Annotated in this window: 16 protein-coding genes and 1 tRNA gene; 8 read left to right on the forward strand and 9 right to left on the reverse strand. The window is 68.8% G+C overall.

Annotated features, from left to right (window positions below):
- Nucleotides 1–104: 104 nt before the first annotated feature.
- Complete coding sequence (locus CHB86_RS10015; protein ID WP_217898293.1) at nt 105–620, forward strand: glycosyltransferase family protein; 516 nt, start codon at nt 105–107, stop codon at nt 618–620.
- Nucleotides 617–1,114, forward strand: coding sequence for a glycosyltransferase (locus CHB86_RS10020; RefSeq protein ID WP_089232895.1), 498 nt, complete (start codon nt 617–619; stop codon nt 1,112–1,114). Before CHB86_RS10015 ends, CHB86_RS10020 begins: the two co-directional genes overlap by 4 nt.
- On the opposite strand, the gene CHB86_RS10025 is transcribed toward CHB86_RS10020, so the two are convergent.
- Entirely contained in the window at nt 1,111–2,061 is a 951-nt protein-coding gene (locus CHB86_RS10025) for a glycosyltransferase family 2 protein (protein ID WP_089232896.1), read from the reverse strand. The genes CHB86_RS10020 and CHB86_RS10025 overlap by 4 nt on opposite strands.
- A gap of 166 nt (nt 2,062–2,227) precedes the next feature.
- On the opposite strand from CHB86_RS10025, the gene CHB86_RS10030 reads away from it, so the two are divergent.
- Nucleotides 2,228–5,197, forward strand: coding sequence for a sialate O-acetylesterase (locus CHB86_RS10030; RefSeq protein ID WP_141134865.1), 2,970 nt, complete (start codon nt 2,228–2,230; stop codon nt 5,195–5,197).
- A 165-nt stretch (nt 5,198–5,362) separates the two neighbouring features.
- On the forward strand, nt 5,363–7,246 hold the full coding sequence (locus CHB86_RS10035) for a PKD domain-containing protein (RefSeq protein ID WP_141134866.1): 1,884 nt from the start codon (nt 5,363–5,365) through the stop codon (nt 7,244–7,246).
- 4 nt (nt 7,247–7,250) lie between these two features.
- Here CHB86_RS10035 and CHB86_RS10040 read toward each other — a convergent pair whose 3' ends face one another.
- Genes CHB86_RS10040 through CHB86_RS10055 form a run of 4 tightly spaced genes read right to left on the reverse strand, consistent with a single transcriptional unit; the run spans nt 7,251 to nt 11,703 of the window.
- Nucleotides 7,251–8,267, reverse strand: coding sequence for a hypothetical protein (locus CHB86_RS10040; RefSeq protein ID WP_089232899.1), 1,017 nt, complete (start codon nt 8,265–8,267; stop codon nt 7,251–7,253).
- A gap of 31 nt (nt 8,268–8,298) precedes the next feature.
- Nucleotides 8,299–9,219 (reverse strand): CpsD/CapB family tyrosine-protein kinase, encoded by a 921-nt coding sequence (locus CHB86_RS10045; protein WP_089232900.1) that lies wholly within the window; start codon nt 9,217–9,219, stop codon nt 8,299–8,301.
- Between the two features lie 32 nt (nt 9,220–9,251).
- A complete protein-coding gene (locus CHB86_RS10050) occupies nt 9,252–10,853 on the reverse strand; it encodes a GumC family protein (RefSeq protein WP_089232901.1) in 1,602 nt (533 codons plus the stop codon).
- Nucleotide 10,854: 1 nt separating this feature from the next.
- A complete protein-coding gene (locus tag CHB86_RS10055) occupies nt 10,855–11,703 on the reverse strand; it encodes an ExeA family protein (protein WP_089232902.1) in 849 nt (282 codons plus the stop codon).
- Nucleotides 11,704–12,022: 319 nt separating this feature from the next.
- On the opposite strand from CHB86_RS10055, the gene CHB86_RS10060 reads away from it, so the two are divergent.
- From CHB86_RS10060 to CHB86_RS10070, 3 genes are read left to right on the forward strand one after another with little or no spacing between them, the layout of a single operon-like run.
- Nucleotides 12,023–12,712, forward strand: coding sequence for a sugar transferase (locus CHB86_RS10060; RefSeq protein WP_089232903.1), 690 nt, complete (start codon nt 12,023–12,025; stop codon nt 12,710–12,712).
- Between the two features lie 43 nt (nt 12,713–12,755).
- Nucleotides 12,756–15,239, forward strand: coding sequence for a tetratricopeptide repeat protein (locus tag CHB86_RS10065; RefSeq protein WP_176442835.1), 2,484 nt, complete (start codon nt 12,756–12,758; stop codon nt 15,237–15,239).
- Nucleotides 15,236–16,843, forward strand: coding sequence for a hypothetical protein (locus CHB86_RS10070; protein ID WP_245837881.1), 1,608 nt, complete (start codon nt 15,236–15,238; stop codon nt 16,841–16,843). The genes CHB86_RS10065 and CHB86_RS10070 overlap by 4 nt, the downstream gene beginning before the upstream one ends.
- Nucleotides 16,844–16,862: 19 nt before the next feature.
- Here CHB86_RS10070 and CHB86_RS10075 read toward each other — a convergent pair whose 3' ends face one another.
- The 4 genes from CHB86_RS10075 to CHB86_RS10090 all read right to left on the reverse strand — a co-directional run bounded on the left by CHB86_RS10075 (nt 16,863) and on the right by CHB86_RS10090 (nt 21,652).
- Nucleotides 16,863–17,804, reverse strand: coding sequence for a sulfotransferase family protein (locus tag CHB86_RS10075; RefSeq protein WP_089232905.1), 942 nt, complete (start codon nt 17,802–17,804; stop codon nt 16,863–16,865).
- Nucleotides 17,801–19,420, reverse strand: a complete 1,620-nt coding sequence (gene xrtD, locus CHB86_RS10080; protein ID WP_089232906.1) for a VPLPA-CTERM-specific exosortase XrtD — start codon at nt 19,418–19,420, stop codon at nt 17,801–17,803. The genes CHB86_RS10075 and xrtD overlap by 4 nt, the downstream gene beginning before the upstream one ends.
- Before the next feature lie 253 nt (nt 19,421–19,673).
- Nucleotides 19,674–20,063: a hypothetical protein gene (locus tag CHB86_RS10085; RefSeq protein ID WP_089232907.1), complete on the reverse strand. Its 390-nt coding sequence runs from the start codon at nt 20,061–20,063 to the stop codon at nt 19,674–19,676.
- Nucleotides 20,060–21,652 (reverse strand): GMC oxidoreductase, encoded by a 1,593-nt coding sequence (locus tag CHB86_RS10090; protein ID WP_089232908.1) that lies wholly within the window; start codon nt 21,650–21,652, stop codon nt 20,060–20,062. The genes CHB86_RS10085 and CHB86_RS10090 overlap by 4 nt, the downstream gene beginning before the upstream one ends.
- Before the next feature lie 280 nt (nt 21,653–21,932).
- On the opposite strand from CHB86_RS10090, the gene CHB86_RS10095 reads away from it, so the two are divergent.
- Nucleotides 21,933–22,009, forward strand: a tRNA-Pro gene (locus CHB86_RS10095).
- Nucleotides 22,010–22,633 lie beyond the last annotated feature (624 nt).

Consider the following 22,633-nt stretch of genomic DNA (forward strand, 5'->3'; position numbering starts at 1 on the left):
CCGGCCCGAGCGATTGAGAACCCGCCAGCGCCCCCTTTCCTCGGCCCGGAGGCGGGCCTAGAACGGGGCGAAAGGCGGCCCCTGCGGTCGGCGGGGATCGAGCGATGGACGACACCACGAAACGGCGCGAGGGCGCCCATGCGATGCGGCCGCCCCGCGTGCTGGCAGTCGCCTCCTCCGGCGGGCACTGGGCCGAGCTTATGCGGCTCACGCCGGCCTGGGAGGGCTGCGAGCTGGTCTATGCCACGACGGACCCCGCCTTGCAGGCGGATCTGGCCGGGCGCGGCGACGCGCGTTTCGTGGCGATTCCCGACGCGAGCCGCTGGAGCCGCTGGCAGCTCGTGCGGCTGGTGGCGCGTCTTGCCTCGCTGATGCTGCGGCTCCGGCCCGACGTGATCGTCACCACCGGGGCGGCGCCGGGCTACGTGGCGCTCAGGCTCGGGCGGCTCTTTGGCGCGCGGGGGATCTGGGTCGACAGCGTCGCCAACGCGGGTGCGCTTTCGATGTCGGGTCGGATGGCCGGTCCGCATTGCGATCTCTGGCTGACCCAATGGCCGCATCTCGGCCGCGAGGCGACGGGTGCTTCGGAAGGGCCTGAGTATTCGGGGAGCGTGCTGTGATCTTCGTGACCGTGGGCTCGCAGTTGCCCTTCGACCGGCTGGTGGGGGCGATGGACCGCTGGGCGGCGGCGCATCCCGACACCGAGGTCTTTGGCCAGATCCTCACCGACGGGCAGTCGGGCTTCCGTCCCCAACACTTCCGGACCGTGCGGAGCCTTGCACCGGCGGAATTTGCCAGCCGCTGTGCTGCCGCGCGCTGCATCGTCAGCCATGCCGGCACGGGCGTAATGATCGCCGCGATGACACATCGGGTGCCGCTTGTGGTTCTGCCTCGCCGGTCCGGAACCGGCGAGGTGCGCAACGATCACCAGCTCGACACCGTGGCGCATCTGGGCGGCCGGCCGGGGATCTTCGTGGCGATGACGACCGCAGACCTGCCCGACGCCCTTGAGGCAGCACTGGCCGAGGGGGCGCCGCGCCCTGACATGAAGCCGGAAGCCGACCCGGATATGATCGCGCGAATCAGGGCGGAGATTTTCCGCGGCCGCCGCTAGGGCGTGCCGGGGCCGCGCAGGCCGGCCTGCCGGGCTTCGACCTCCTCCAGCGCCCTCCGCTTGCCGACCCTGAGCGCCCGGCGTTGATAGCGGCGGATGAAGGCGATGAGGGCGGTGTCCTGCTGGCGGGGCTTGCCGGCGAGCCAGGACTCGCCGTAACCCCAGAGCATCGCGAGGCCGCCGATCACATAGGGCGGGCGGGTCATGCGATAGAGCGCGGTCGCGGTGAAATAAAGCGGATCGGTGCCCATGTAGTACTGGGCATATCCCGCCCGCCTTCGGCCACTGACGATGCCGCTCTGGCTCGACCCCATCGGGCGCAGGTGTTCGATCCGGATCTCCGGGTCGTCCCAGCTGCGCGCCGTCCAGCCGAGTTGCCGCGCCTTGTGGCAGTCGATCGAGTCCCAGTTCACCTCGCGGACGAATCCGCCGATCTCCTGAAAACAGGCGACACGGTAGAACTTGGTCATGCCGACCGAGGCCTCGTCGCCGCATTTCTCGCTGATCCAGGCGCCGGAGGTGGTGCGGTACCAAGGCTTGCCGGAGCAGGTGCCGAGGCGCGGGTCGGCTTCCAGCCGGTCCATCAGGGTGGCGAAATAGGCGCGCGGCAGATCGAGGTCGAGGTCGAGCTTGCAAAGGTAGTCGAACCCGTCGAGCGGCGGCGCTGCAGCGAGCCCGGCCTCGAAGGCCTCGATCACCCCGGGCCCGACGGCGCGGTGTCCGCGGTCGGGTTTGGGAACGACCCGGATCCACTCGTGCCGTGCCGCGTAATTCGCGAGAATCGCGGGGGTTTCGTCGGTCGAGCCGTCGTCGACCACGATCCAGAGCGCCGGCCGCTCGGTCTGGGCGACCACGGCGTCGAGGGTCCGGCGCAGGTAAGCCGCCTCGTTCCGGCAGGGCGAGACGACCAGGTAGCGGCGGGAGGCGGGTGGGGCGGTGTCTGGCATCGGGCGTGGCGTCGGAAATGGCGGGTTTGCCCGTGGCTTCTACGCCAGCGGAGCCCGCATTGCCATGGCGTGCCGAGGGGGCAGCGAACGGTGGGGTCGGGCGGCGTTAACTCTCTCTTCACATAGTCTGCCGCAACCGGCCGCCAGACATATCGGAGCAAACCCCATGCAGACCGTCCGCTCGCTCGTCCAACCCTTCTCGCGCAAGATCTCGAGCGGGAGCACTCCCACGAGCACGCCGAGCGCCACGCTCTCCATTCTCACCCACCAGCCGCAATCCATCGCGCCGGCGGGAGTGTTCTTCGAGGCCGAGGTCACGGGCATCGGCGGCGAGGCTCCCAACCATGAGCTGCGCTTCAAGTGGCGTTTCGGCGAGGTGGCCGACAACCCGCTCGACCTGCCGCGCAACGCGGCGATCTGGGGCAACACGCTGTCCGAGGCCTATGGTCCAACCGCGAGCCACGTCTTCACCCGGCCCGGCACCTACACCGTCACCTGCGAGGTGACCGACGGCAGCCGAACGCTGACCGGGACGACCGAGATCGCCATTGCCGATCCGGACGAGATCTATACCGGCAGCGCGACCTGGGTGGTGGCGGCGGATGGCGATTTCACCGGTGCGCCGGCGGGGGCGGTGCAATACACCGACCTTGGCGCGGCGCTTACGGCCTACCGGACAAAGAGCGCGCCGACCCGGCTGCTGCTCAAGCGTGGCGAGAGCTATCCGATCGCGGCGCAGTACGAGGTCCGCTCCTGGGGCGGGCGCAACAACTACACCGTCGGCACCTGGGGCAGCGGGGCCAACCCGGTGATCGACAGCAGCGGCTCGGCCTACGACACCTTCGTCCGCGGAAATTGCTCGGACATCCAGTTCATCGACATCGATTTCCTGGGCGCCTTCGACCCGACCACCGAGACCGGCACCTCGCAGGAAATCTTCCTGCTGACCTATGACGGGAACCTGACCTTTCAGGGCTGCAATTTCCGCAACTTCGGGATCGCGATCAACTTCCAGCACACGACCGGCGCGCTTTCCATGCTGGGCTGCTCGATGCAGGGCTGGCAAGGCTACGGCATCCTCGCCCAGAACTCGCAATACGTCGGCCTGACCGGCTGCCGGATCGAGCAGGACCCGGCCGGGCTCGGCGGTGGCCCGAAGGACGGCAGCGGCCATTGCGTGCACGGCCCGCTGCGCTTCGGCAGCCCTTCGGCGGACGGGTTCAACGTGGTCGACCAGTGCCAGTTCTTCTCGCGGAACGGCTGGAGCTATGCCGTCGGACGGATCGCGCACCAGGCCTGCATCCGCTGGAACGTCTCGGGCATCGAGGGCGCGCGGATCAACGTGCAGCGCATCGTGGCCGAGGGTGGCTGGACGGTCATCGACAGCTTCGGCAACACCTCCACGTCTCCGGAACTCCCGGGCGAGGTGATCTTCGAGAAATCCCTGCTGATCGGCACCGCAAACAGTCACGGCGCATTCCGGCTCGGCCATTCCGGCTTCACAGCCCGCAACAACGTGATGATCTTCCCGAACGTGCCGACAGAGACCAATTTCGGCCCTTCGGCGGCGTTCAAATGGGACGTGGACAGCTCCACCGCAGAGAACGATGCCGGTGCCTTCCGGATCTACAGCAACACCGTGATCGACCTGCGCGATGACTCCAACACCCTTGGCGCGACGGTCGCGGTGGAGACGCCTCCCGCGGCCTTCACCGGGGTCGAGGCGGCCAACAACCTGGTGTTCCACCCCAATGTGACCGGCGGCGACACCGGCGCGGCCCCGCTCGATGACACGGTGCTGTTCCAGGCGCTCTATCCCGGGCTCCACGATTTCGAGAACACCCCGCTCGATGCCGCCTATGCCAGCCCGGCGGACTTCATCGCGCTTTACCAACCGCTGCTCGGCAGCGCTGCCGACGGCGCCGCGGGCGGGCTGGTGGCGCTCGACGACTTCTTCGGCGCCCTGCGTGGCGCGAGTGCGGCAACCGGGGCCACGCAGCCGCGCCCGTCGCCTTTCACCGCCGCTCAAGCGACGCTCGACGACCAGAGCCATGTCACGGTCACAGGAACGGTCGAGGCCGGTGCGGTCGCGCTCGGCTCGCTGGAGACGGTCACGGCTGCGGGCCTCACGCTGGAGGGAACCTACTGGGCCCATTCCGTCCTGCGGGAAGAGCTTCCCGGCTCCTCCTACCGGGCGCGGCTGCTGTCGCCCACGATGATGCCCTCGGCGCGCAACCGCGGCCTGCACCAGGTCTGGCCCTTCGAGGCGGCCTCCAACACGCAGGCGCAGTTCCTCGCAGGGTCCGCCTGGTCGGGCGAGCACCTTGAGCGTTTCGACGTCGTGAAGATGGACGATATCCTGGCGCTGCCCTGGGACATCTACGTGCTCGCGGGCCAGTCGAACATGGCCGCCGGGGCGACGACCTCGCTCGGGCTCGACGCGGAGCAGGACGGCTGGAGCGACCCACGGCTGCTGCAATGGCCGGGGTCGTCGCAGGAATCGAGCTATGGCACGGTCATCGACACGGTCCATGCCGCCCATGCGCCGCTGCAGATGTCCTCGCTGACACGCGGTCTGTCTCCGGGCCTCGCCTTCGGCCAGTCGATCGTCGGCCGGAAGCCAGAGCGCTGTGTCGTGCTGGTCTGCGCGGCCTGGCCGGCGACGACGCTGGAGGGGGCAGGCGGCGCCTGGAACCCGGACGGCACCGATCCCTACGCCTATGCCCACGCGGTCGCGCGGACCAACGCCTGCCGCGCGGCGGCGCCCGCGGGCAGTGCGGTGCGGGCGGTGCTCTGGGGGCAGGGCGAGGCCGATGTGACGGCCGACATGTCCTCCTATCCCACGGCTTTCGCGGCGATGCGAACGGCCTTTGGGGCGGCGACCGGAGCCGCCGGGGCGCCATGGATCATCCTCGGCCCGCTGCCGGACGGCACCAACACGCACCAGGCGGAGTTCCTGCGGGTGCAGGCGGCAATGGACATGGATTCCGGCGGGCCGGAGGCGCAGCCCGACTGCATCTACGTCGCGCGCGATGCCGGCCATGTGGAGGCCGACGGCACCCATTCGGATGCCGAGGGGCAGCGGATCGCCGGCCGCCGCGCCGCGGAGCAGGCGATCCTGCGGCTGGGGTTCTGACGCGGGCGCGCGCGGGCCATCACCTGACACCCGGGACGGATTGCGGGGCGGCGGATCTTCCGTCGCCCCCCTTTGCATTGCGGGTGGAAATGCCACGCCGCATCGGTCACCTTCCGACCATGGCCGCACGCTGCCAGCCGCGATGCCCGACCGACAGGAGACGATGTGCGCAGGTTCCGATTTCTCTCCATGCCGATCCGAGGGCTGCGCTTTCTGACGCCGCTCATTCTGCTTGCCGGGCTGCTGATACAGGCAGGCGAGGTGCAGGCCGCGCCCTCGGTGACCATCCGCGCCGAGGCGCCGAACGGGATCGCCCCGCATGGTGTGTTCTTCCGCGCTGCCGTCGGAGACTGGGGCGAACGACCCGCACACGAGCTGCGCTATCGCTGGGAGTTCGGCGAGGATCGGGAAGCGCTGGTCGCGCTGCCGCGGGTCGCAGCGATCTGGGGCGCGTCGCTCGGCGATGCCTTCGGGCCGACTGCGATGCATGTCTTCGCGACACCGGGCAGGTACACCGTGACCTGCGAAGTGACGGACGGCACGACCACCATCACGGCCACCGCGACCGTGGTGGTGGAGGACCCGGAGCGCGCCTTTGGCCCCGCGGGCACCATCGTCGTCGCGCAGGACGGCGATTTCACCGGCGCGCCACCGGGCGCACGTCACACCCGCCTCGATACCGCGCTCCACGCCTATGCCGGGCTTGGCGTGGCGCGGGGGCGGTTGCTGCTCAAGCGGGGCGAGACCTACGCGCTGCGCGACGCCATCGACATCCGCGACGACAAGGCCCGCAAGAACTTCTACATCGGGGCCTGGGGGCAGGGCGCGCGGCCCGTGCTCGACACCTCGGCGAATCCGCGCCCGGCGATGCACCGGGGGCCGAAGGCGATGTTCCCCGTGCAGATCTGGGGGCTGGAGATCCGCGGCGGCTGGGATCCGGTGACCGAGACCGGCCGGCCCAGCCCGGGGCTCCTGATGACGCAATCCGGCCAGTGGACGGTGCACGACATGCATTTCACCGGCCTCTCCATCGCGGTCCACATGTCGAGCAAGGAACCGGGGTCGATGGCGCTCTCCGATTGCGTGATCGAGCGCTGGCAGGGCTATGGTCTGCTGGCCAAGCAATCTACCTTTGTCGGTATCACCGGCTGCCGGATCGAGCAGGATCCGATGGCGCTCGGCGGCGGTCCGAAGGGGGGCAGGCACAACGATCATGGGCCGGTCCGCTTCAGCGCGCCGCTGCTGTCGGGCTATCACGTGCTGGACAAGGTGCAGCTCTTTTCGCGCAACGGCTGGTCCACCGCGGGCGGCCGACAGGCGCACCAGGCGCTGATCCGTTGGAACGTCACCGGCACCCGCGGCCCGCGCCTCAACGCGCAGCGTATCGTGGGCGAGGGCGGCTGGTCCTTTGTCGACCTGCACGGCAACACCTCGACGGCCAAGGACCGGTTCGGCGAGGTGATCCTGGAGAAATCGCTCTTCATCGGCACCGCAAATACCCAGGGCGGCGTTTTTGTCGGTCATTCCGGGGTGAGCCTGCGCAATTCCGTGTTCGTCTTTCCGGATGTTCCGAAAGAGACCAACCGAGGCCCGTCGGCGGTGGTTCGGTGGGCGGTCGATACGCGATTCACCGATGCCGAGAACAATGCCGGCCCGATCCGGGTCTACAACAACACGCTGGTCGACCTGCGCAGCGACGCCAACAGCGACGGGCCGAGCCGGATGGAGGAGGCGAACCGGCGCGACTTCACCGATGTCGTGGTCGCCAACAACGTCGTGCTGACCCCCAATGTCAGCGGCGGGACGACGGGCGATGCGCCGCTCGACGCCACGCCGCTGTTCGAGGCCTATTACCCGGGTCTGGCCGATACGCAGACCTGGCCGCTCGACCCGGCCTTTGCGAGCCCGAAGGGCTTCATCGCGCTCTACAGGCCACAGGCCGGCAGCGCGGCGATCGGGGATGCGGGGCAGGGGCCGGTGGCGCTCGACGATCTGACCGGCGCACTGCGGGGGGCGTCTCCGAGCCGGGGCGCGCTGGAGCCGGACTAGGACGCTAGCAGCCGGCCTCGGCGGCGGCGATGGCGGAGTGCAGGCGGGTCATCTCTGGGGCGAGGGCCGGAGGGTAATGGCCCATCCGCTGGGCGAGAGCCTCGAAGCGCCAGCGCCAGTCCAGCCGCCGAAGCGCCTCGAGGTGATTGCGGCGGGCGGTCTCCGGGGCCCAGGCCGCCGCTGCCTCGGCAAGCTGCGCCACGTTCTCAGCCCGGTCGATCCGCGGGAAGTCCAGCAAGGCGCCGGGCCAGTCGACCAGCTCGAGGTCGCCCTGCGGCTGGCTTCCCGCCACCACCGCGCCGCAGGCCAGCGCATCGGTCCAGCGCGCGGTGATGTACTCGACGCTCGGGTGCACATAGGGCGCGGGGGCCGCGAGGTTGGAATGGGCAATCACGAACTTCGCGTTCGAATAGGCGGACATGATCTGCGCCTGCTGCGTCTCCGGCGTGTCGCCGAAGGGCGGCCGCCCGGCAAAGCGCAACCCGGCGGCGGCGCAGGCCGCGCCGCTCGCGACGTCGTTGTCCCAATCGGGTGGCTGGCGCCCGACCCGCAGCACATCGACCGGGCGCTCGGGATTGGCGGAGCCCAGGTCCAGCACGTCGCTGCCCCATCCGAGCCAGAGTGCCCGTTTGCCGAACTCACTTTCGTAGAAGTCCCGGTCGCCGCCGCGGGTGAAGCAGATGACGTCGTAGGCGTCGAGCTTTTCCGTCGGGGGCAGGCGGTCGACCCAGAAACTGTCGATCAGCCAGAGAACGCGCAGGCGATACGAGGCGAGCCGGTGGCGCGGCGTCAGCAGCGAGAGCGTCTCGGCCGGGGTGCGGGCGACGAAGATCGCGATGTCCCCGTCGCCGTGCCGCGGGGGCATGAGCAGGGGCAGCAGGCTGCGGCCCGCGCGCGAGTACCGGGCCACGCTGGGCTGGTGGAGCCGCGCGCCCATGCAGCGCGCCATCAGCCCGATCATGTGCAGCACCGGAGTCCAGCCGGCGACGGGCGTCATGTTGGCGATCAGCTGGATTGCCATCGCGTCCGCTTCCTTGTCCGCAGGAGGGCGTTCAGTAGTAGTAGTCTGAATTGTACCCGTAAGTGGACGATGCGAAACGGTTTTTATTCAGCACCACGCCGAGCACCGTCGTCAGGTCGTTCAACTGGCGCAGGCTGACGTCGATCTGGTCGATCGTTGTCTGCTCGGCGGCGGCGAGGAGCAGCACGCAATCGACGCGTTGCAGGAAGCCGTAATTGTCGTCGGTCGAGAGCATCGGGGGCAGGTCGAAAAGCACGACATCGGGCGCGAACTCCGCCTCGATCTGGGCCAGCGCGGAGACCGTGCGCTCGCTCTGGAGCAGTTCTGACGGCGCGACGGCAGGCGCTACGTTCATCCCGATGGCGACGTTTTCGCTCAACCTGAGCGCGTGGTCGGCGAAGCTGACGGAGCCGCGCAGCACGTCAGCCATGCCATGCTCGACGGATTGCCCGAGCATCTTCGCGAGCCGCGGGCGGCGCAGGTCGAAATCGAGCAGCAGCGCGGTCACGTCCGGCTGGCGAGCGAAGGCGAAGGCGAGGTTGGCCGCGACCGTGGTCTTGCCGCATTCGGGAGTGGGCGAGACGATCCCGACCCGGCGCCAGCCGTTCTGCTTGAGCTGATGCAGCATCCGGGTGCGGAGCAGGTCGAAGGGCACCGCTTCCTTGCCGCCGCGCAGGGCGAGCAGGCGGTTGCGCTTGAGTTCCCTGGCCTCCCGGTCGAACGGGCGCAGCGACTGCCAGACCTGCGGACGGCCCCGCCCGACGGCCGGGGCGGGGTCGGTCGGCGGCGAGACAGGGAACGGTGTCTGCGGGGCGGCGGCAGGGCCAAGAAGCGGGTCCTGGGTCGCGCCTGTGGGCAGGGGCGGCGGCGACAGCGGGCGGGAGGGCTGGCCCGCCAGCGCCTTCTCGCGTTCGGCGCGGGCCTTCTCGATGGCAGCGTGCAATCTGTCCATGGGTCGCCTCTTTTCTCCGTCGCCGTCCGGGCCTACCAGCGTACGCCCAGGCGGTTCATCGTGTTCTCGGCGACCAGATCCAGCGGCATGTAGAATTCATGCACAGCATAGATCAACGCCGGTCCCCCGACCAGGATCGCGAGGATCAGCGCCAGCTTCAAGCCCCGGTCGATCATCTGCTGCCGGCTGGAGCGCACGTAGGGGATCGTGGCGATCGGCATGACCTCGAAATGGGCGACGATGTCGTCGGCGCGGCGCACCGAACGGTTCAGGAATTCCAGCAGGAACACCAGGCCGAGCCCGGCGAGGATGCCGGTCGCGATGCCGGCCCCGGCGAGCTTGATGCGGTTCGGGCGGGTCGGTGCGCTCGGCACGGCGGGCGGCTCGATCACGGTGATCCGCTGGCCGCGCGACAGCAGCTCGATCCGCTCCCCGGTAGAGGCGCTGCTCAGCCGGTCGGAGGCGGCGTTGTACTGTTTCTGGGTATTCAGGTAATCGCGTTCCAGCGCCTCGAGTTGCAGCGCGTTTGCCGGCGTGCGCGCGATGGAGCCGCGCAGTTCCTCGACCCGCCGCAGCGTCTCGTCGCGCTGGCTGGCAAGCGTGGCGACGCGCATCCCGATCCCTTCGAGCTGCAGGTTCAGCATGGGATTGTCGGTCTGGGCGAGGTTCGCAATCCCGTTCTCGGAAGTGCCGTCGTCGGCGGTGGCCTCCCCCTGCGGCGCGGTGCCGATGCCGAGTTCCGCCGCGATCGCCTCGCGGAGCTGCTCGATCCGGGCGAGTTGCTGGACGACCCGGGGGTTGGTCTCGGAATAGACGCCGCGCATCTCCTCCAACTCGCGCTCCAGTTGCAGAAGCCGCTGCTGGCGCGGGGTGAGCGTGCCGCCGGCGGCGGTGGCGTTGAGCCCGGAAAGCTGGTTCTGGGTTTCCGCGAGGCGCAGCAGCTGCTCCGCCTGTCCCTGGAAGTTCTCGATGTCGGCATCGATGGTTGTGAGCCGCTCCTCAAGTCGCGACAGCTCGGCCATCCGGTAGTTCAGCGTCTCCGGCAAGGCATCGGCATTGCCATTCTTGAACTCCAGGATCTCGCGGCTCTTGGCATCGAGATCCTCCCCAAGGCGCTCCACCTGCTGTTCGAAGAACTCCATCGTGGTGACGGCCCGCGCGGTGCGGAACTCGGCGTCTTCCTCGAGAATCAGCGTCAGGTAGGCGTTGAGCACCCCGGCGGCGGCCTGGGGCGAGGGGGCCTCGAAGGAGATGTCCATCAGCGTTGCCGCATCCCGGCCCGAGGTGCTGCGCACCCGGGTCTGTGCCCGCATGGCGCGCACGATCTCGTCGGGATTGAGCAGGGACTGGTTGTGGACGGCGGTGATGTCGTTGGCGATGTCGAGCAGGTTCTCGCGGGTCAGCAGCCGCTGCTGCACGATCTGGAGCTGCTCCAGCGCCGGCGTGGAGACGGTCGACTCGGCGAGATTGTCGGGGATCTGCTTCGACTCGACGATCAGCCGCAGGTCGCTTTCGTAAGAGGGGGGCAGGGTCAGCGCGACAATGACCGAGGCTGCGGAGATCGTGACCGCGACCAGAAGAAACCAGTGCAAGCGTCGGATGAAACGGGAAAAATAGAACCGGACGTCCGACATCTCAGGCCCTCTTGCGCTCGAGGGTGCCGCCGCCAAAGAAGACGCCGTCCTCGATCACCCGCAACACGACGTCTTCGTCCACCACCTTCAACCCGTCGCTCCAGGCATAGAGCATGCAGAGGTCGCAAAGCTGGTTGATCAGCCGCGGAATGCCGTCGGTCGCCTCGTGGACAAGGCCGGTCGCGGCCTCGGAGATCTCCGCGCCGGTGCCGCCTGCGGTGCGCAGTCGGTGGCCGATGAACTGGGTGGTGGCCTCGGCGTCCAGCCGCTCCAGGTGGAAGCTCGCTGCGACCCGCTGCGCCATCTGCTGCATGTCGGGCGAGAGCACGACCTCGCGCAGTTCCGGCTGGCCAACCAGGATAAGCTGCAGCAGCTCGTCCTTGTTGGAATTGATGTTGGTGAGCATCCGGAGCTCCTCGAGCCCCTTCTTGCTGAGGTTCTGCGCCTCGTCGAAGATCAGCACCACGCGCCGGCCGGCGGCGTAATCGGCCACCAGCATGTCCTGGAGGCGGCGGAACATCTGCACGTAGGTCTCGTTGCGGTCGATCTCCATGCCCAGGGCGTTCATCGACCATTGCAGCAGCTCGCCCCGGTCGCCCTGGGCGTTCGAGACCATGCCGACCCGCAGCTCGCCGGTCAGCCGTCCCATCAGCGCATGCAGGAGCGTCGTCTTTCCGGCGCCCACGTCGCCGGTGATGAGCGTGATCGGGGCCCGCGACAGAACGCCGAATTCCAGCACGGCAAAGGCGCGGCGATGCTGCGCCGACCAGAACAGGAACTCCGGATCGGGCACCAGCGTGAAGGGGCGCCGCGCGAGCCCGAAGAAGCCTGCATACATGTCCTGCGACATTGTCGACGTGCCTCCATCGCGTCGCGTCTTGCCTGCGCGACCTGGTGCTGCCCGGCGCTGCGATCACGCTGGGCGGTGCTTTCTGACTACTTCGATTCGACCGCCGACACAAAAAAGGATGACGATCCATGGTGCCGGCGCCGGAACCTCGCACAATCCCTGCGCTGGCACCAGTGTTAACGCCTATGGCTGTATCGTGGCGATGCCAGGTTCGGCAGAAGCTTAAGACTCTTGCGAAATTGTCTGGTTCATCGGGATTCAACTGTCTATGGTCCCCGCAAGAAGAGGGGACACTCTCTATGAGAGCAGGTGTGTTGTGATGTCGTTTGTTTCGCGCAGGTTTGTCGAACAGGCTCCCACGGAAAGCCTGTCCGTTCTGACCGCCTCGCGGTGGCACCACAGGTTCTACAGGCGCTATGGCAAGCGGGGTCTCGACCTGACTCTCGTGCTCCTCTCGGCGCCCTTCGTCCTGTCCTTCGTCGGCTTTCTTGCAATTCTCGTGCGCGTCTTTTCCCGCGGTCCTGCCTTCTACTGGCAGGAGCGGGTGGCGCGCGACGGCTCGTCCTTTCGCATGCTCAAGCTGCGCACGATGGTCGTGGACGCCGATGCGATCCTCGAGGCCCATCTCGCGGCCAACCCCGCGGCCCGCGTGCAGTGGGACCGGTCCCAGAAACTGATCGACGACCCGCGGGTGACCCGGATCGGCCGTATCCTGCGCCGCTGCTCGCTCGACGAGCTGCCGCAGCTCTGGAACGTGCTGCGCGGGGACATGGCGCTGGTCGGTCCGCGGCCGATGATGGTGGAGCAGGCGCCGATCTATCCCGGCACCGCCTATTTCCGCATGCGGCCCGGCATCACCGGGCCTTGGCAGGTCGCAGACCGCCACGGCAGCACCTTTGCCGACCGTGCCGGTTATGACGCCAGCTACGAACTTTCGCTCGGCCTGAAGAACGATCTGCGGTTGCTGATGCGGACCGTTGGTGTGGTGTTGCGCGGTACGGGTGTATAACCTGCCGCGCGATGCGCAGGGCTCGAAAACACCGGGGGATTTCGTGAAACATCGCTTGACGACCGCAGCCATTCTCGCGGCCACCCTGCTGCTGTCCGCCTGTGACAGTGCCGAGGAACGCGCCGAGGCGCATTACGAGGCCGGTATCGCCTTTCTCGAAGAGGGGGACGACCAGCGCGCATCGCTGGAATTCCGCAACGCGCTGCAGCTTGTGCCCGATCACCGCGGCGCCGGCATCGCCTTTGCCGAGTTGCTGGCCGACCAGGACCGGTTCGACCGCGCGGCGAGCTATTACCTTCGCATGGTGGAATACGATCCCGATTTCGCCGAGGGGCGGGTCCGGCTGGCGGAGCTGGCGCTCGACTCGGGCGACATCGCGACCGCGCGGCGCAGCGTGGACAAGGCGATCGAACTGGGGGCCGCCTCGCCGCGAACCGAGGCCGTCGCGGCCTCGCTGGCCTACCGGGATGCCCTGCAATCCTCCGACCGGATCGGTCGCGACGCCGCCGCCGGCCAGGCGCGCCGGCTGGTGGAGGAGGAACCCGGGCTGGTCCACGCCCGCCGCATCGCCGTGTTCGACGCCGTGCAGCGAGAGGCCTGGAACGAGGTGATTGCGCTTGCCGATGCCGGCATCGCCAATGCGCCCGAGAAATACGAATTCTACGACATCCGCCTGCGCGCGCTTGAACAGGTCGGCCGCAACCCCGAGGTGACGGCGCTGCTCGAGGACATGGTCGAGCGCTTCCCCGAGGAGGAGGCGCTGCCCCAGACGCTGGCGCAATGGTACGTTCTGGAGGGCGATATCGCCTCGGCCAAGGCTCTGCTGCGTGTCGAGGCCGCGGAGGCGCCCGAAGACCTGGAGACCCAGCGGACGCTCGTGTCCTTCCTGCGGGAGCACCAGGGCGACGCCGCCGCAGAGGCGGAACTTGAGCGACTGGCCGGGCAGGGGGACGCAAACAACCTGTCCTACCGGGCGATGCTGGCCACGCTGAAATACCAGACCGAGCGGCAGGCCGAGGCGATTGCCGACATGCGGACGCTGCTCGACGAGGCCGCCGCCCTGCCGAAGGAAGAGCAGAAGCCGCAGGACGTCGCCAGCATCCGGGTGGATCTGGCACGGATGCTGCTGGAGCAGGGCGAGTCGGATGCTGCCCGGGAGCTTGTCGAGGCGGCGCTGCGCGACGACCCCACCCGGACCGAGGCGCTCAAGATGCGGGCGACCTGGTTCATCGACGAGGACCGCGTCGAGGACGCGATCGTCGATCTGCGGACCGCGATGCGCGAAAGCCCGCAGGACCCGGCGATAATGACCCTGATGGCCGCCGCCCACGAACGCGCCGGCGAGACCGACCTCAAGCGCGAGATGCTTGCCAAGGCGGTGGAACTCTCCGGCAGCGCCCCGGCCGAGACCCTGCGCTATGCCGGGATGCTGATCGCCGATGGGCGCTACAACCCGGCCGAGGAAGTGCTGATGGATGCGCTGCGGCTGCACAGGGAGGACGTGGCGCTTTATTCCGAGCTCGGCCGGCTGATGGTGCTGCGCGAGGATTGGGGCCGGGCCGAGCAGGTCGCGACCAAGCTGGAGGAACTGGCCGCCGTGGGGCAGGACCCGGCCGCCGCACCCGCGATGAACACGCTCCGCGCGCAGATCCTCTCGGCCCAGGACCGCGAGGAGGATCTCTTTGCCTTCCTCGACGGTCTGTCCCGTGCCGAGGATGCCGGCATCGCCGCCGACATCGCGATCATCCGCGGGCTGGTTGATCAGGGCGACCTCGAAGGCGCGCGGGCGCGGTTGACGGAGGCGCAGGAGAAGGCACCGGATCTTCCCATTCTGCGGCTGCTCGACGTGGCCGTCACCTCCGCCGAGGGCGATCACGCCGCCGCCGCCGCCGCGCTCGACGGGATGCTCGCCGAGGCCCCGCAATCAGAGACGCTCTGGCTCGCCCGGATGCGGCTGGAACTGCTGCAGGGCGACCGGGAAGCCGCCGCCGAGGTGCTCGACCGCGGGCTCGAAGCGGTGCCGGAGGGGGCGAACCTGCTGTTCACCAAGGCCGGACAGCTCGAGGCCGAGGGCGATATCGACGGCGCGATCGCGATCTACGAGACGCTCTACGCCCGCAACAGCAACGCGGCCTTCGTCGCCAACAACCTCGCCAGCCTGCTGTCGATGTACCGCGACGATCCGGAAACGCTGCAGCGCGCCTATCGCATCAGCCGCCGCCTGCAGGATGCCGAAGCGCCGCCGCTGCGCGACACCTACGGCTGGATCGCGGCCCGGCTCGGCCGCTTCGAGGAAGCCGAGCGTCACCTCGCCTTTGCCGCCGAGGGGATGCCCCGGCACCCGGTGGTCCAGTTCCACTACGCCTTCGTGCTGGCCCAGCTCGGCCGCGAGTCCGAGGCGCTGGAGCGCTTCCGGGCCGTCGAGGCGCTGGACACGAGCCTGCTGTCCGAGGCCGACCGCGAGACCCTCGCCTCCGAGATCGCGCGGATCGAGGCCGGGGAGCCGCTCGCGCCCAGCCCGCAATGAGCCAGCCCGGGGCGGGAGGCGCCGCCGCGAGCCGGACGGGCGATGGCCTGATCCTTGCGATCGCGCTGTTGCTGACGTTCGGCACGCTCTATCGGCTCTGGCCCGTGCTCGCCGGCCCCCCGGCGCTCGCCGCGTTCTTCATGACCGAGGACGGCTACCTGATGCTGACCGTGGCGCGGAACATCGCGCTCGGGCTGGGGATGAGCGTGGCCGAGGGAACGATTCCCACAAACGGGGTGCAGCCGCTGCAGACATTCCTGTCGGCGATCCCCTTCCGGTTGACCGGGGGCGACAAGATCTCCGCGCTGACAGGCGTCCACCTGCTTCATGGGGCAATCGCGCTCGCCGGGGCCTTCGCCTGCCGCGCCTTTGCGGCCCGCCTGCTGGCCCCACGCGATGCGGCGCCGATCTGGCCCTGGGCCGTGGCGCTGCTGTGGTTCCTCGGTCCGCTGCTGGTGCGGCACTCGATGAACGGGCTGGAGACCGGGCTCGTGACCCTGATGGTGCTGCTCACGCTGCTGCTGTTCCTCCGGGTGCTGGAGCGCGGCGCCTCGGCTGGCGCGGCGGCGCGGCTGGGGCTCGGGGCGCTCTGCGGCCTGACCTTCCTCGCCCGGAACGACACGGCCTTCCTGATCGTCCCGCTCTACCTCGCATGGGCCGCCGACGGCCTGTTCCGCCAGCGCACCGGCCTGAAGGTCACCGCGCGCCGCATCCTGCCCGCCGGCCTGATGACGCTGGCCGTCGCCGCGCCCTGGCTCCTCAACAACCTCGTCCGCTTCGGGGCGCTGGTACCGATCAGCGGCACCGCGCAGCGCCTCTCCGCCGAGTTCGGCCAGAACGCCGATCTGCTGCCGGCGAAGCTCTTCGAACACGCCTTCCCGATGCTCCCGGTGCCCGTGCCGCTGGAAGCCACCGCGCTGACGCTGCCGCTCTTCACAATCGTGATGGTCGGGGTTCTGGGCGCCTTCCTCTGGAGGATGCTGCGCCACATGACCCCGGCCGCCTGTATCGTCGCGCTGGTCTGCCTCGCCTACGGCGCGGCGCTCTGCGTCTATTACGGGCTCTGGTTCGGTGCGCCGCATTTCCTGAGCCGCTACCTCGCGCCGCTGGCCCCGCTGCTCATCACCGCATCGCTGGCAGCCGCTCTCGAGCTTGGCCGCGTTCTGCGCCGCCCGGCGCTTCCGGGACAGCTGCTCGCCGGGGGCGGGCTTGGGCTCTGCGTCGTGCTTCTGGGGCTCGCGTTCCTGCCGCGCCCGCCTGGCGAGGGGCACCGGCAGGTGGTCGACTGGGTCGCGGAGAACGTGCCGGAGCAGGCCTGGGTCGGTGCGGTGCAGACAGGCACGCTGGGCTACTGGCACGACCGTACGATCAACCTCGACGGCAAGGTGAACCCCGCCGCGCTGGAGGCCCGCAAGCGCGAGGGCCATGTGCTGAACTACCTCGTGGAGAGCGAGATCGACTATATCGTCGACTGGCAGGGCGTCGGCGGCTGGGTGGAACGGCCGGAAGCCGCGGGCGGCTTTGCCGAGGCCTTCGAGCTGGTGCTGCGGGACCGGGAGGCGAACCTCTCGGTGATGCGCCGCAGGGAGCCTCGCCTGCCGTGACAGGCCGAGAGCTCACCGCCTATTTCAGCCGCGCGATCTTCTTGCGGTCGATCCGGGCCTGCGCGCCACGCGCCAACGGAGCCAGGTGCAGCCGCGTGCCGGCGGCCAGCAGCAGCGGGTCGATCACGCCATAGCGGCCGATCCGGTGGCCCCAGACCCCGCGCTTGTTCTGCAGCCAGAGCCCGAGCCGCCGGCCCGGCCCTGGCGTGATCGCGGGGGCGCCGCTGGCGGCATAGCCCCGCGCCTCCATCAGCCGCCCCAGGCGCGGCTCGAGCAGGCCGAGTTCGCGCTGGTCCTGTTGCTGCCGCCATTGCTCCGCCAGGTCCGGGGCGGGCGGGTCATAGGTGGAATGTTCGGCATAGGTCAGAAGGCCGGTGTCATAGTCGAGGCCGAGGAAGTCCATCATCCGGCCAAGCTCCGCCTCCGGCTGGCGTACCAGCGACTCGTAGCGCAGCGTGTGGACCTGCCCCAAGGCCAGCCGCTGCCGGCTCGCCTCCCAGGCGGCCTCGGTCTTCAGCCAGGTCTCGGCGCCGTAATAGCTGTTGCCGGCCCAGCCCATGCCAACGGCGGAGCGCGCCACGTCGCGGGGGTCGCGCAGCAGGTGCAGCACCGGCATCCGCGGCAGCAGGTCGAGCAGCCGGTCCAGCCCGCGATGGGCGACGAGCACCAGCGTCCCCTTCTCGCCGGCGCTTTCGGCCAGATCGGCGATCATGTCGGCAAAGGCGGCCTCGGCCTCGTCGGTCTCGGGCAGGTTTGCGGGGGAGGCGCGAAAGATCCGGTCGGCGGCGAGCGCCTCGAGGTCATAGCGCCAGCCGGTCGGCGTGCCGGGGGCAGGGCGCAGGTGATCGGTCAGGAAATCCGTTTCGCCCGGGCAGGTCAGGCGGGGATGGCCGTCGAGCATCAGCCGCAGCATCGTGGTGCCCGACCGCAGCGCCCCGTAGAGCAGGCAGAGCTGGGTCATCGCGGCGCGCCCGCATCTCCCGGCAGGTAGATCGGCAACAGGGGCAGCAGCTCCTGCGTGACCGAGCGCAGCCGCGCTTCGGCCGTCGCTTCGCTCTCTCCCGGCACAACCGGTGTCGTCAGCCGCACCAGCGCGCCGTCGGTGCGGCCCGTCTGCACGCCATCGACCACGAGCCAGGCCTTGGCCGCGAAATCCCAGGCGACCTTCCGGCCGCGCTGCTCGAACCAGTAATAGACGACCTGCCGCACCATGCCCTTCTGGATCACCGCGCGGTTGATGTTGAACCTGCCGTCCCAGCCGAGTTCGGGCGCGATGTCGACCCGCTCCAGGCTGGCGATCTCCCACCCCGACCCGGGCAGGCAGATCTCGGGCGAATGCACGCCGCCCTTGGACTGGTCGGCATACCAGGCGGAGAAGAAGTTCACCGCCGCCGGGCTGTCCGTGCCGTAAAGGTTCACCGAGTGGTAATCGTCCGCCGCCAGCCTGCGCGCGACCGGCGCGTCGAGCGCGATCGACGGCCCGGATTGCCAGGGGCCGAGCTCGGTCGGGAACAGGGCGAAGGGCGTCCGCTCGATCTCGCCCACGCCGCGCTCGGGCAGCGAGGCAAAGGTCAGCGCGCCAGCGAGCGGCAGCAGGAAGGCGGCGATCATGGAGGGCGAGGGCATGATCAGCTTCAGCCGGTTGACCTGCGGCCAGATGTTGGCGAGGTCCAGGTCGAGCGCCTCGCGACGCGCGCCCGCGCCGCGGAACGACAGCAGCATCAGCATCCGCGCCAGCAGGAACAGCAGCGCGACCGAAATGACGAAGATCACCCAGCCTTCGAAGAAATGCGAGAAACCCTCGAGGTGGCTCGGCCCCCAGTGCTGCACGATCAGCCCGGCCACCGCGATCCGCACCGAGTTCATCAGCATGGTGATCGGCGCGGCGGCAAGAAGCAGCACCGCCTTGTGCCATTTGGGCCCGGTGTAGAGGATCGCGAAGACGTAGGAGAAGGACAGGATCGGGAACAGGTAGCGCAGCCCGGAGCAGGCCTCGGCGACATGAAGCTGCAGCGTGCCGAGATCGATGATGTTGCCTTCCAGAAAGACGCTGACGCCCAGGAACCGCAGGATGTCGACGCCGATCTCGGAGGAGATCAGCTGAAGGAAGGCCGAGAGCTTGTAATAGAGCACGCCGGGCAGCGGCAGCATGTAGACGAGGTGCAGGACCGAGGGCCAGAACTCCACCCCGCGCCGCCAGCCGAAGCTGATCAGCAGGATCCCGGCGACCCAGAGGATCAGCGAATAGGCGACGATCTCTCCGATCCCGGCCAGCCGGCCCGCCGCGGCGAACAGGACCGCGAAGGCCACCACGACAGCGCCCGGCCAGCGGCCCGGGATCGCGCCGGGGCGGACGGGCACTTCCCGCAGGTGGCGAAGGAAGAGCAGGGCCGAGATCACCGGGATCAGCGGCCCGTGGCTGTATTCCGGCGTCTGCCATGCCTCGAAAAGGGTCTCGAGGCCGGGCGCAAAGAACCAGCCCGCCGCCATCACCGCCAGCGCAAAGACCAGGGTGCCGCCGGTCAGCCAGCCCCCGAGGCCCGTGGGCCGGGAAATCGAAACACTGTCGAAGCTCATGAAGTCTGCCCGGTCTCGAAATGCTGCAGGTTTCCATCTCGATACCATCGCACCGGCGGGTTGGCCACAATCCGGCGCCCGTTTCGGCAGGATCTGTCGCAGCTGTGACCGGCACCCGGCCGTCCCGGCGTTTGCATGGGGTCGGAAGGTGGGATTCTGGGTATTTGTGCCAAGAAGATGGGCGCGCGCGTCCCTGTTTCTTCTTGGCGGAAATACCCGATCCCACGCGGCAATCCCGCGTCCCCGTCGGAGGTCAGGCGCTGCGCAGGGCCGCGATGATGCATTCGCTGCGCGAGACGACCCACCGTCCTTCGATCCTCACGTCTCCGTCCCGGAAGTCGCTTCGGATCTGCTCGGCGATCGCGACGGAGCGCGTTGCAGGGCAGTCGATCTCCATCGCGGAGGCAAGGCCGGGCTTTTCCGCGAGTTGGGCGAGCAGCGACGGCTCGTCCATGCCTGCCCGATAGGCGCGCCCGATGGTCCGGGGCGCATGGATTCGCTCGAGCGCGACGTCGAGCCGGTCGAGGCGCGCGGCGGTCGCGGTGCTGCGGCGGGCGCAGTAGCGCAGGCTGCCGAGCGCGCCAGCGACACCGAGGCCGCAGAGTCCGGCGAGGGAAACGAGGAAAGCGCGGCGGGAGCTCATGTCGCGTTCAGGGCCTTGAGGTGGTCGGCCAGGCGGATGCTCAGCGCGACGATGGTCAGGGTCGGGTTGGCGCGGCCGATCGAGGGCATGACGCTGCCGCTGGCGATGAAGAGGTTTTGCGTGCCATGCACCCGGCAGTCCGGATCGACGACGCCGCTGGTGGGCGAGGCCGCCATGCGGGTGGAGCCGAGGTGATGCCAGGCGGTGTTGGCGTCCCAGTAGGGCTGGTCGAAATGATCTTCCAGTTCGAGCCGGCCGAGGTCGGCCGCTCCCGCCTCGATGCCGATCAGCCGCGCGGCGGCGATAATGCTGTCGCGGTCTGCTGCGCCGGGGGACCAGTGCAGGTGGCTGCGCGGCATGCCGAGCGCATCGAGATCGTCGGTCAGCCCGACATAGCTGCCACGCTCCGGTTGCTGCTCGGCCTCGTAGCGCAGCAGCAGGCGGGTCGCGGTCTCGGAGCGGTCGATCAGGCCGAGCGCGTCGAGCGCCACGGCATCGGCATGGGTGACGGCCTGGCAGTAGGAGTCGGAGAAGGAGAAATCGTACTCGGACCGGCCCAGCACCCATTTCGCCATGTCCTTGAGGCCGCGCCAGCCGCGATTGGCCTCCCGTTCCCGCGCGCGCGCTGCCGGGTCCGCGAAGGGGATGAGGTAGAACTGCGCGTTGGCCAGCCCGTCGCGGCGCAGCACGTCTTCCGAGATCCGCCAGACGAAACTCCGGGTCACCCCGTCCGGACCGGCGATGTCGTCGCGCCAATAGGCTTTCTGCGGCGTCGGACGGTCGAGCCAGAGAAAGGCCGCGCCGCCTTCGACGTGGTCCATGAAGCAGCGGCCGAGCAGTCCGCCCGCGTCGCCGAAGGACTGGCCGTTGCGGCGGTTGTTGACCATCATCAGCCGGGTGGTCTCGATGCCGCCGCAGGCCAGTACGAGCTGGCGGGCGGCGAAGCGGCGGGGCATGCCGGTCAGGGTGCGGGTGTCGACGCTCCGCGCCTCGCCGTCCGCGGTGATCTCGATGTCGATCACGTTGGTCCAGAGCCAGAGGTCGATGGTCTCGGAGCGCCGCAGGGCCGCCGCGTATTTCGGGCCGAAGCGGGTGGGGGCGCTCTGCTGGACGACGGCTGTGTCGACGGCTTCGCTGTCGGTCAGCAGGAAATCGTCGGGCCCGGTGCCCACGGAGGTTGCGGGATCGTAGTCGAAATCGCCGAGGTCGCAGTAGGTGTGGGCACGCCGGTAGGCATCCTCCAGCGCGGTCCGGGGAAAGGGCCAGCCGGACATGCCGTTGAGCGGGCCGCGCTCGAAATCGATCGGATCGAGCGGCAGGCAATGGCCCCCCCAGTGGTTCGAGGTGCCGCCGAGAAAGCGCAGACGGCTGGTCAGCAGGTCGGTTCGGTCGAGCCCGGTGATGCGGCCGTCGTACAGGTCCTGCGTGGCGTCGTCGTACTCCTCGCCGCCGCTTTCCAGCAGGGCGATGCGCAGGCCGGTGGCTTCCAGTTCCAGCGCCATCGTGATTCCGGCGGGGCCGGCGCCCACGATGACCAGATCGTAATCGAGCGCCTCCGGGAAGGTTCCGTTGCGGCCATCCCGTATCATGGGCGGTGCCGACCTCGCTGCTGCAGAATGGTTGCCGTGACGCTGCGGGGGCGCCTCTGTCCTCCCTTAACGCAGCCGTCCGGGACGGTCCACCGGAGGTGAGCAGGCGCGCGGAGATCCGGTCCGGAAAATCTCCCGGGAGGGGCTGAAGTTTTTTTTGCATTCCCGGTCAATTCCGCTTAGAGGGCGGGGGTCGCACGGAACGAGGGGCAGGAGCCCGCCCGGTTCGGCGCGAAGGGTGGGCGCCCGCATGGTCGGTGCCGCCGCCGTGAATGTGGATCGGGGCGTAGCGCAGCCTGGTAGCGCGACGGTTTTGGGTACCGTAGGTCGCAAGTTCGAATCTTGCCGTCCCGACCATTTCTCGACTTCAGAGCAGGGGCCAGGTCTTGTGTCTGGCGGTTCCGGGCGCCGATGGCCTGGAACGGGCGGGCTGCGGTCATGCTGCACTTGCACGGGCTGCGTTTGGCGCAAGCTGGGCATGCAGGGACTACATGTTGTGGCGCTTGAATGTGGCCAACCGGTCGCGGTGTGCGGTCGCAACCGATGCGCGTGTTCATCTTGGTTAATTCTGAGCTGGACTCTGAGCGCCGTGGCGCAAGCCTATATTTTGTTTGCGCTTAGGGCGGGGCCACGAGGCATGGTGTGCGGATTGTGAATCGCAAGGGGCGCCCCGGCCCTCATCCGGCCCTCCCGGTCAAGTGAAAGTTTTCCCTTCGGGGTCACATTTTTCCGTTGACCAGTCGTGCCATCCTACGCCAGTTTGTATGGGCGAGCCGGCAACGACACAACATATAGTGTCGACGGAACGCAAGAGGGACCAGTATCTCAGGATCATGACGGAGCGCGGGCCGCTCGGTCGCGTGCGTCGGGCAGCCGGCGCGCCGGGATCCCTCTTGTGTCTCAAGGCAAGCGATCGCTCGTGGGGCTGGCTGGGATGGCCGGTCCGAGGCGAACCAACAAAGACGAAACCACCGCCGGCAG

Origin of the sequence: Tropicimonas sediminicola, from assembly GCF_900188335.1 — a bacterium.
Taxonomy (GTDB): Bacteria; Pseudomonadota; Alphaproteobacteria; order Rhodobacterales; family Rhodobacteraceae; genus Tropicimonas; species Tropicimonas sediminicola.

What these genes read in the sequence shown, in the direction of transcription:
- CHB86_RS10090 (WP_089232908.1), bottom strand. Translation starts at nt 21,652, where the DNA reads ATGATACGGGATGGCCGCAACGGAACCTTCCCGGAGGCGCTCGATTAC.
- CHB86_RS10060 (WP_089232903.1), top strand. Translation starts at nt 12,023, where the DNA reads ATGTCGTTTGTTTCGCGCAGGTTTGTCGAACAGGCTCCCACGGAAAGC.
- CHB86_RS10025 (WP_089232896.1), bottom strand. Translation starts at nt 2,061, where the DNA reads ATGCCAGACACCGCCCCACCCGCCTCCCGCCGCTACCTGGTCGTCTCG.
- CHB86_RS10055 (WP_089232902.1), bottom strand. Translation starts at nt 11,703, where the DNA reads ATGTCGCAGGACATGTATGCAGGCTTCTTCGGGCTCGCGCGGCGCCCC.
- CHB86_RS10040 (WP_089232899.1), bottom strand. Translation starts at nt 8,267, where the DNA reads ATGGCAATCCAGCTGATCGCCAACATGACGCCCGTCGCCGGCTGGACT.
- CHB86_RS10015 (WP_217898293.1), top strand. Translation starts at nt 105, where the DNA reads ATGGACGACACCACGAAACGGCGCGAGGGCGCCCATGCGATGCGGCCG.
- CHB86_RS10070 (WP_245837881.1), top strand. Translation starts at nt 15,236, where the DNA reads ATGAGCCAGCCCGGGGCGGGAGGCGCCGCCGCGAGCCGGACGGGCGAT.
- CHB86_RS10085 (WP_089232907.1), bottom strand. Translation starts at nt 20,063, where the DNA reads ATGAGCTCCCGCCGCGCTTTCCTCGTTTCCCTCGCCGGACTCTGCGGC.
- CHB86_RS10045 (WP_089232900.1), bottom strand. Translation starts at nt 9,219, where the DNA reads ATGGACAGATTGCACGCTGCCATCGAGAAGGCCCGCGCCGAACGCGAG.
- CHB86_RS10030 (WP_141134865.1), top strand. Translation starts at nt 2,228, where the DNA reads ATGCAGACCGTCCGCTCGCTCGTCCAACCCTTCTCGCGCAAGATCTCG.
- CHB86_RS10075 (WP_089232905.1), bottom strand. Translation starts at nt 17,804, where the DNA reads ATGACCCAGCTCTGCCTGCTCTACGGGGCGCTGCGGTCGGGCACCACG.
- xrtD (WP_089232906.1), bottom strand. Translation starts at nt 19,420, where the DNA reads ATGAGCTTCGACAGTGTTTCGATTTCCCGGCCCACGGGCCTCGGGGGC.
- CHB86_RS10050 (WP_089232901.1), bottom strand. Translation starts at nt 10,853, where the DNA reads ATGTCGGACGTCCGGTTCTATTTTTCCCGTTTCATCCGACGCTTGCAC.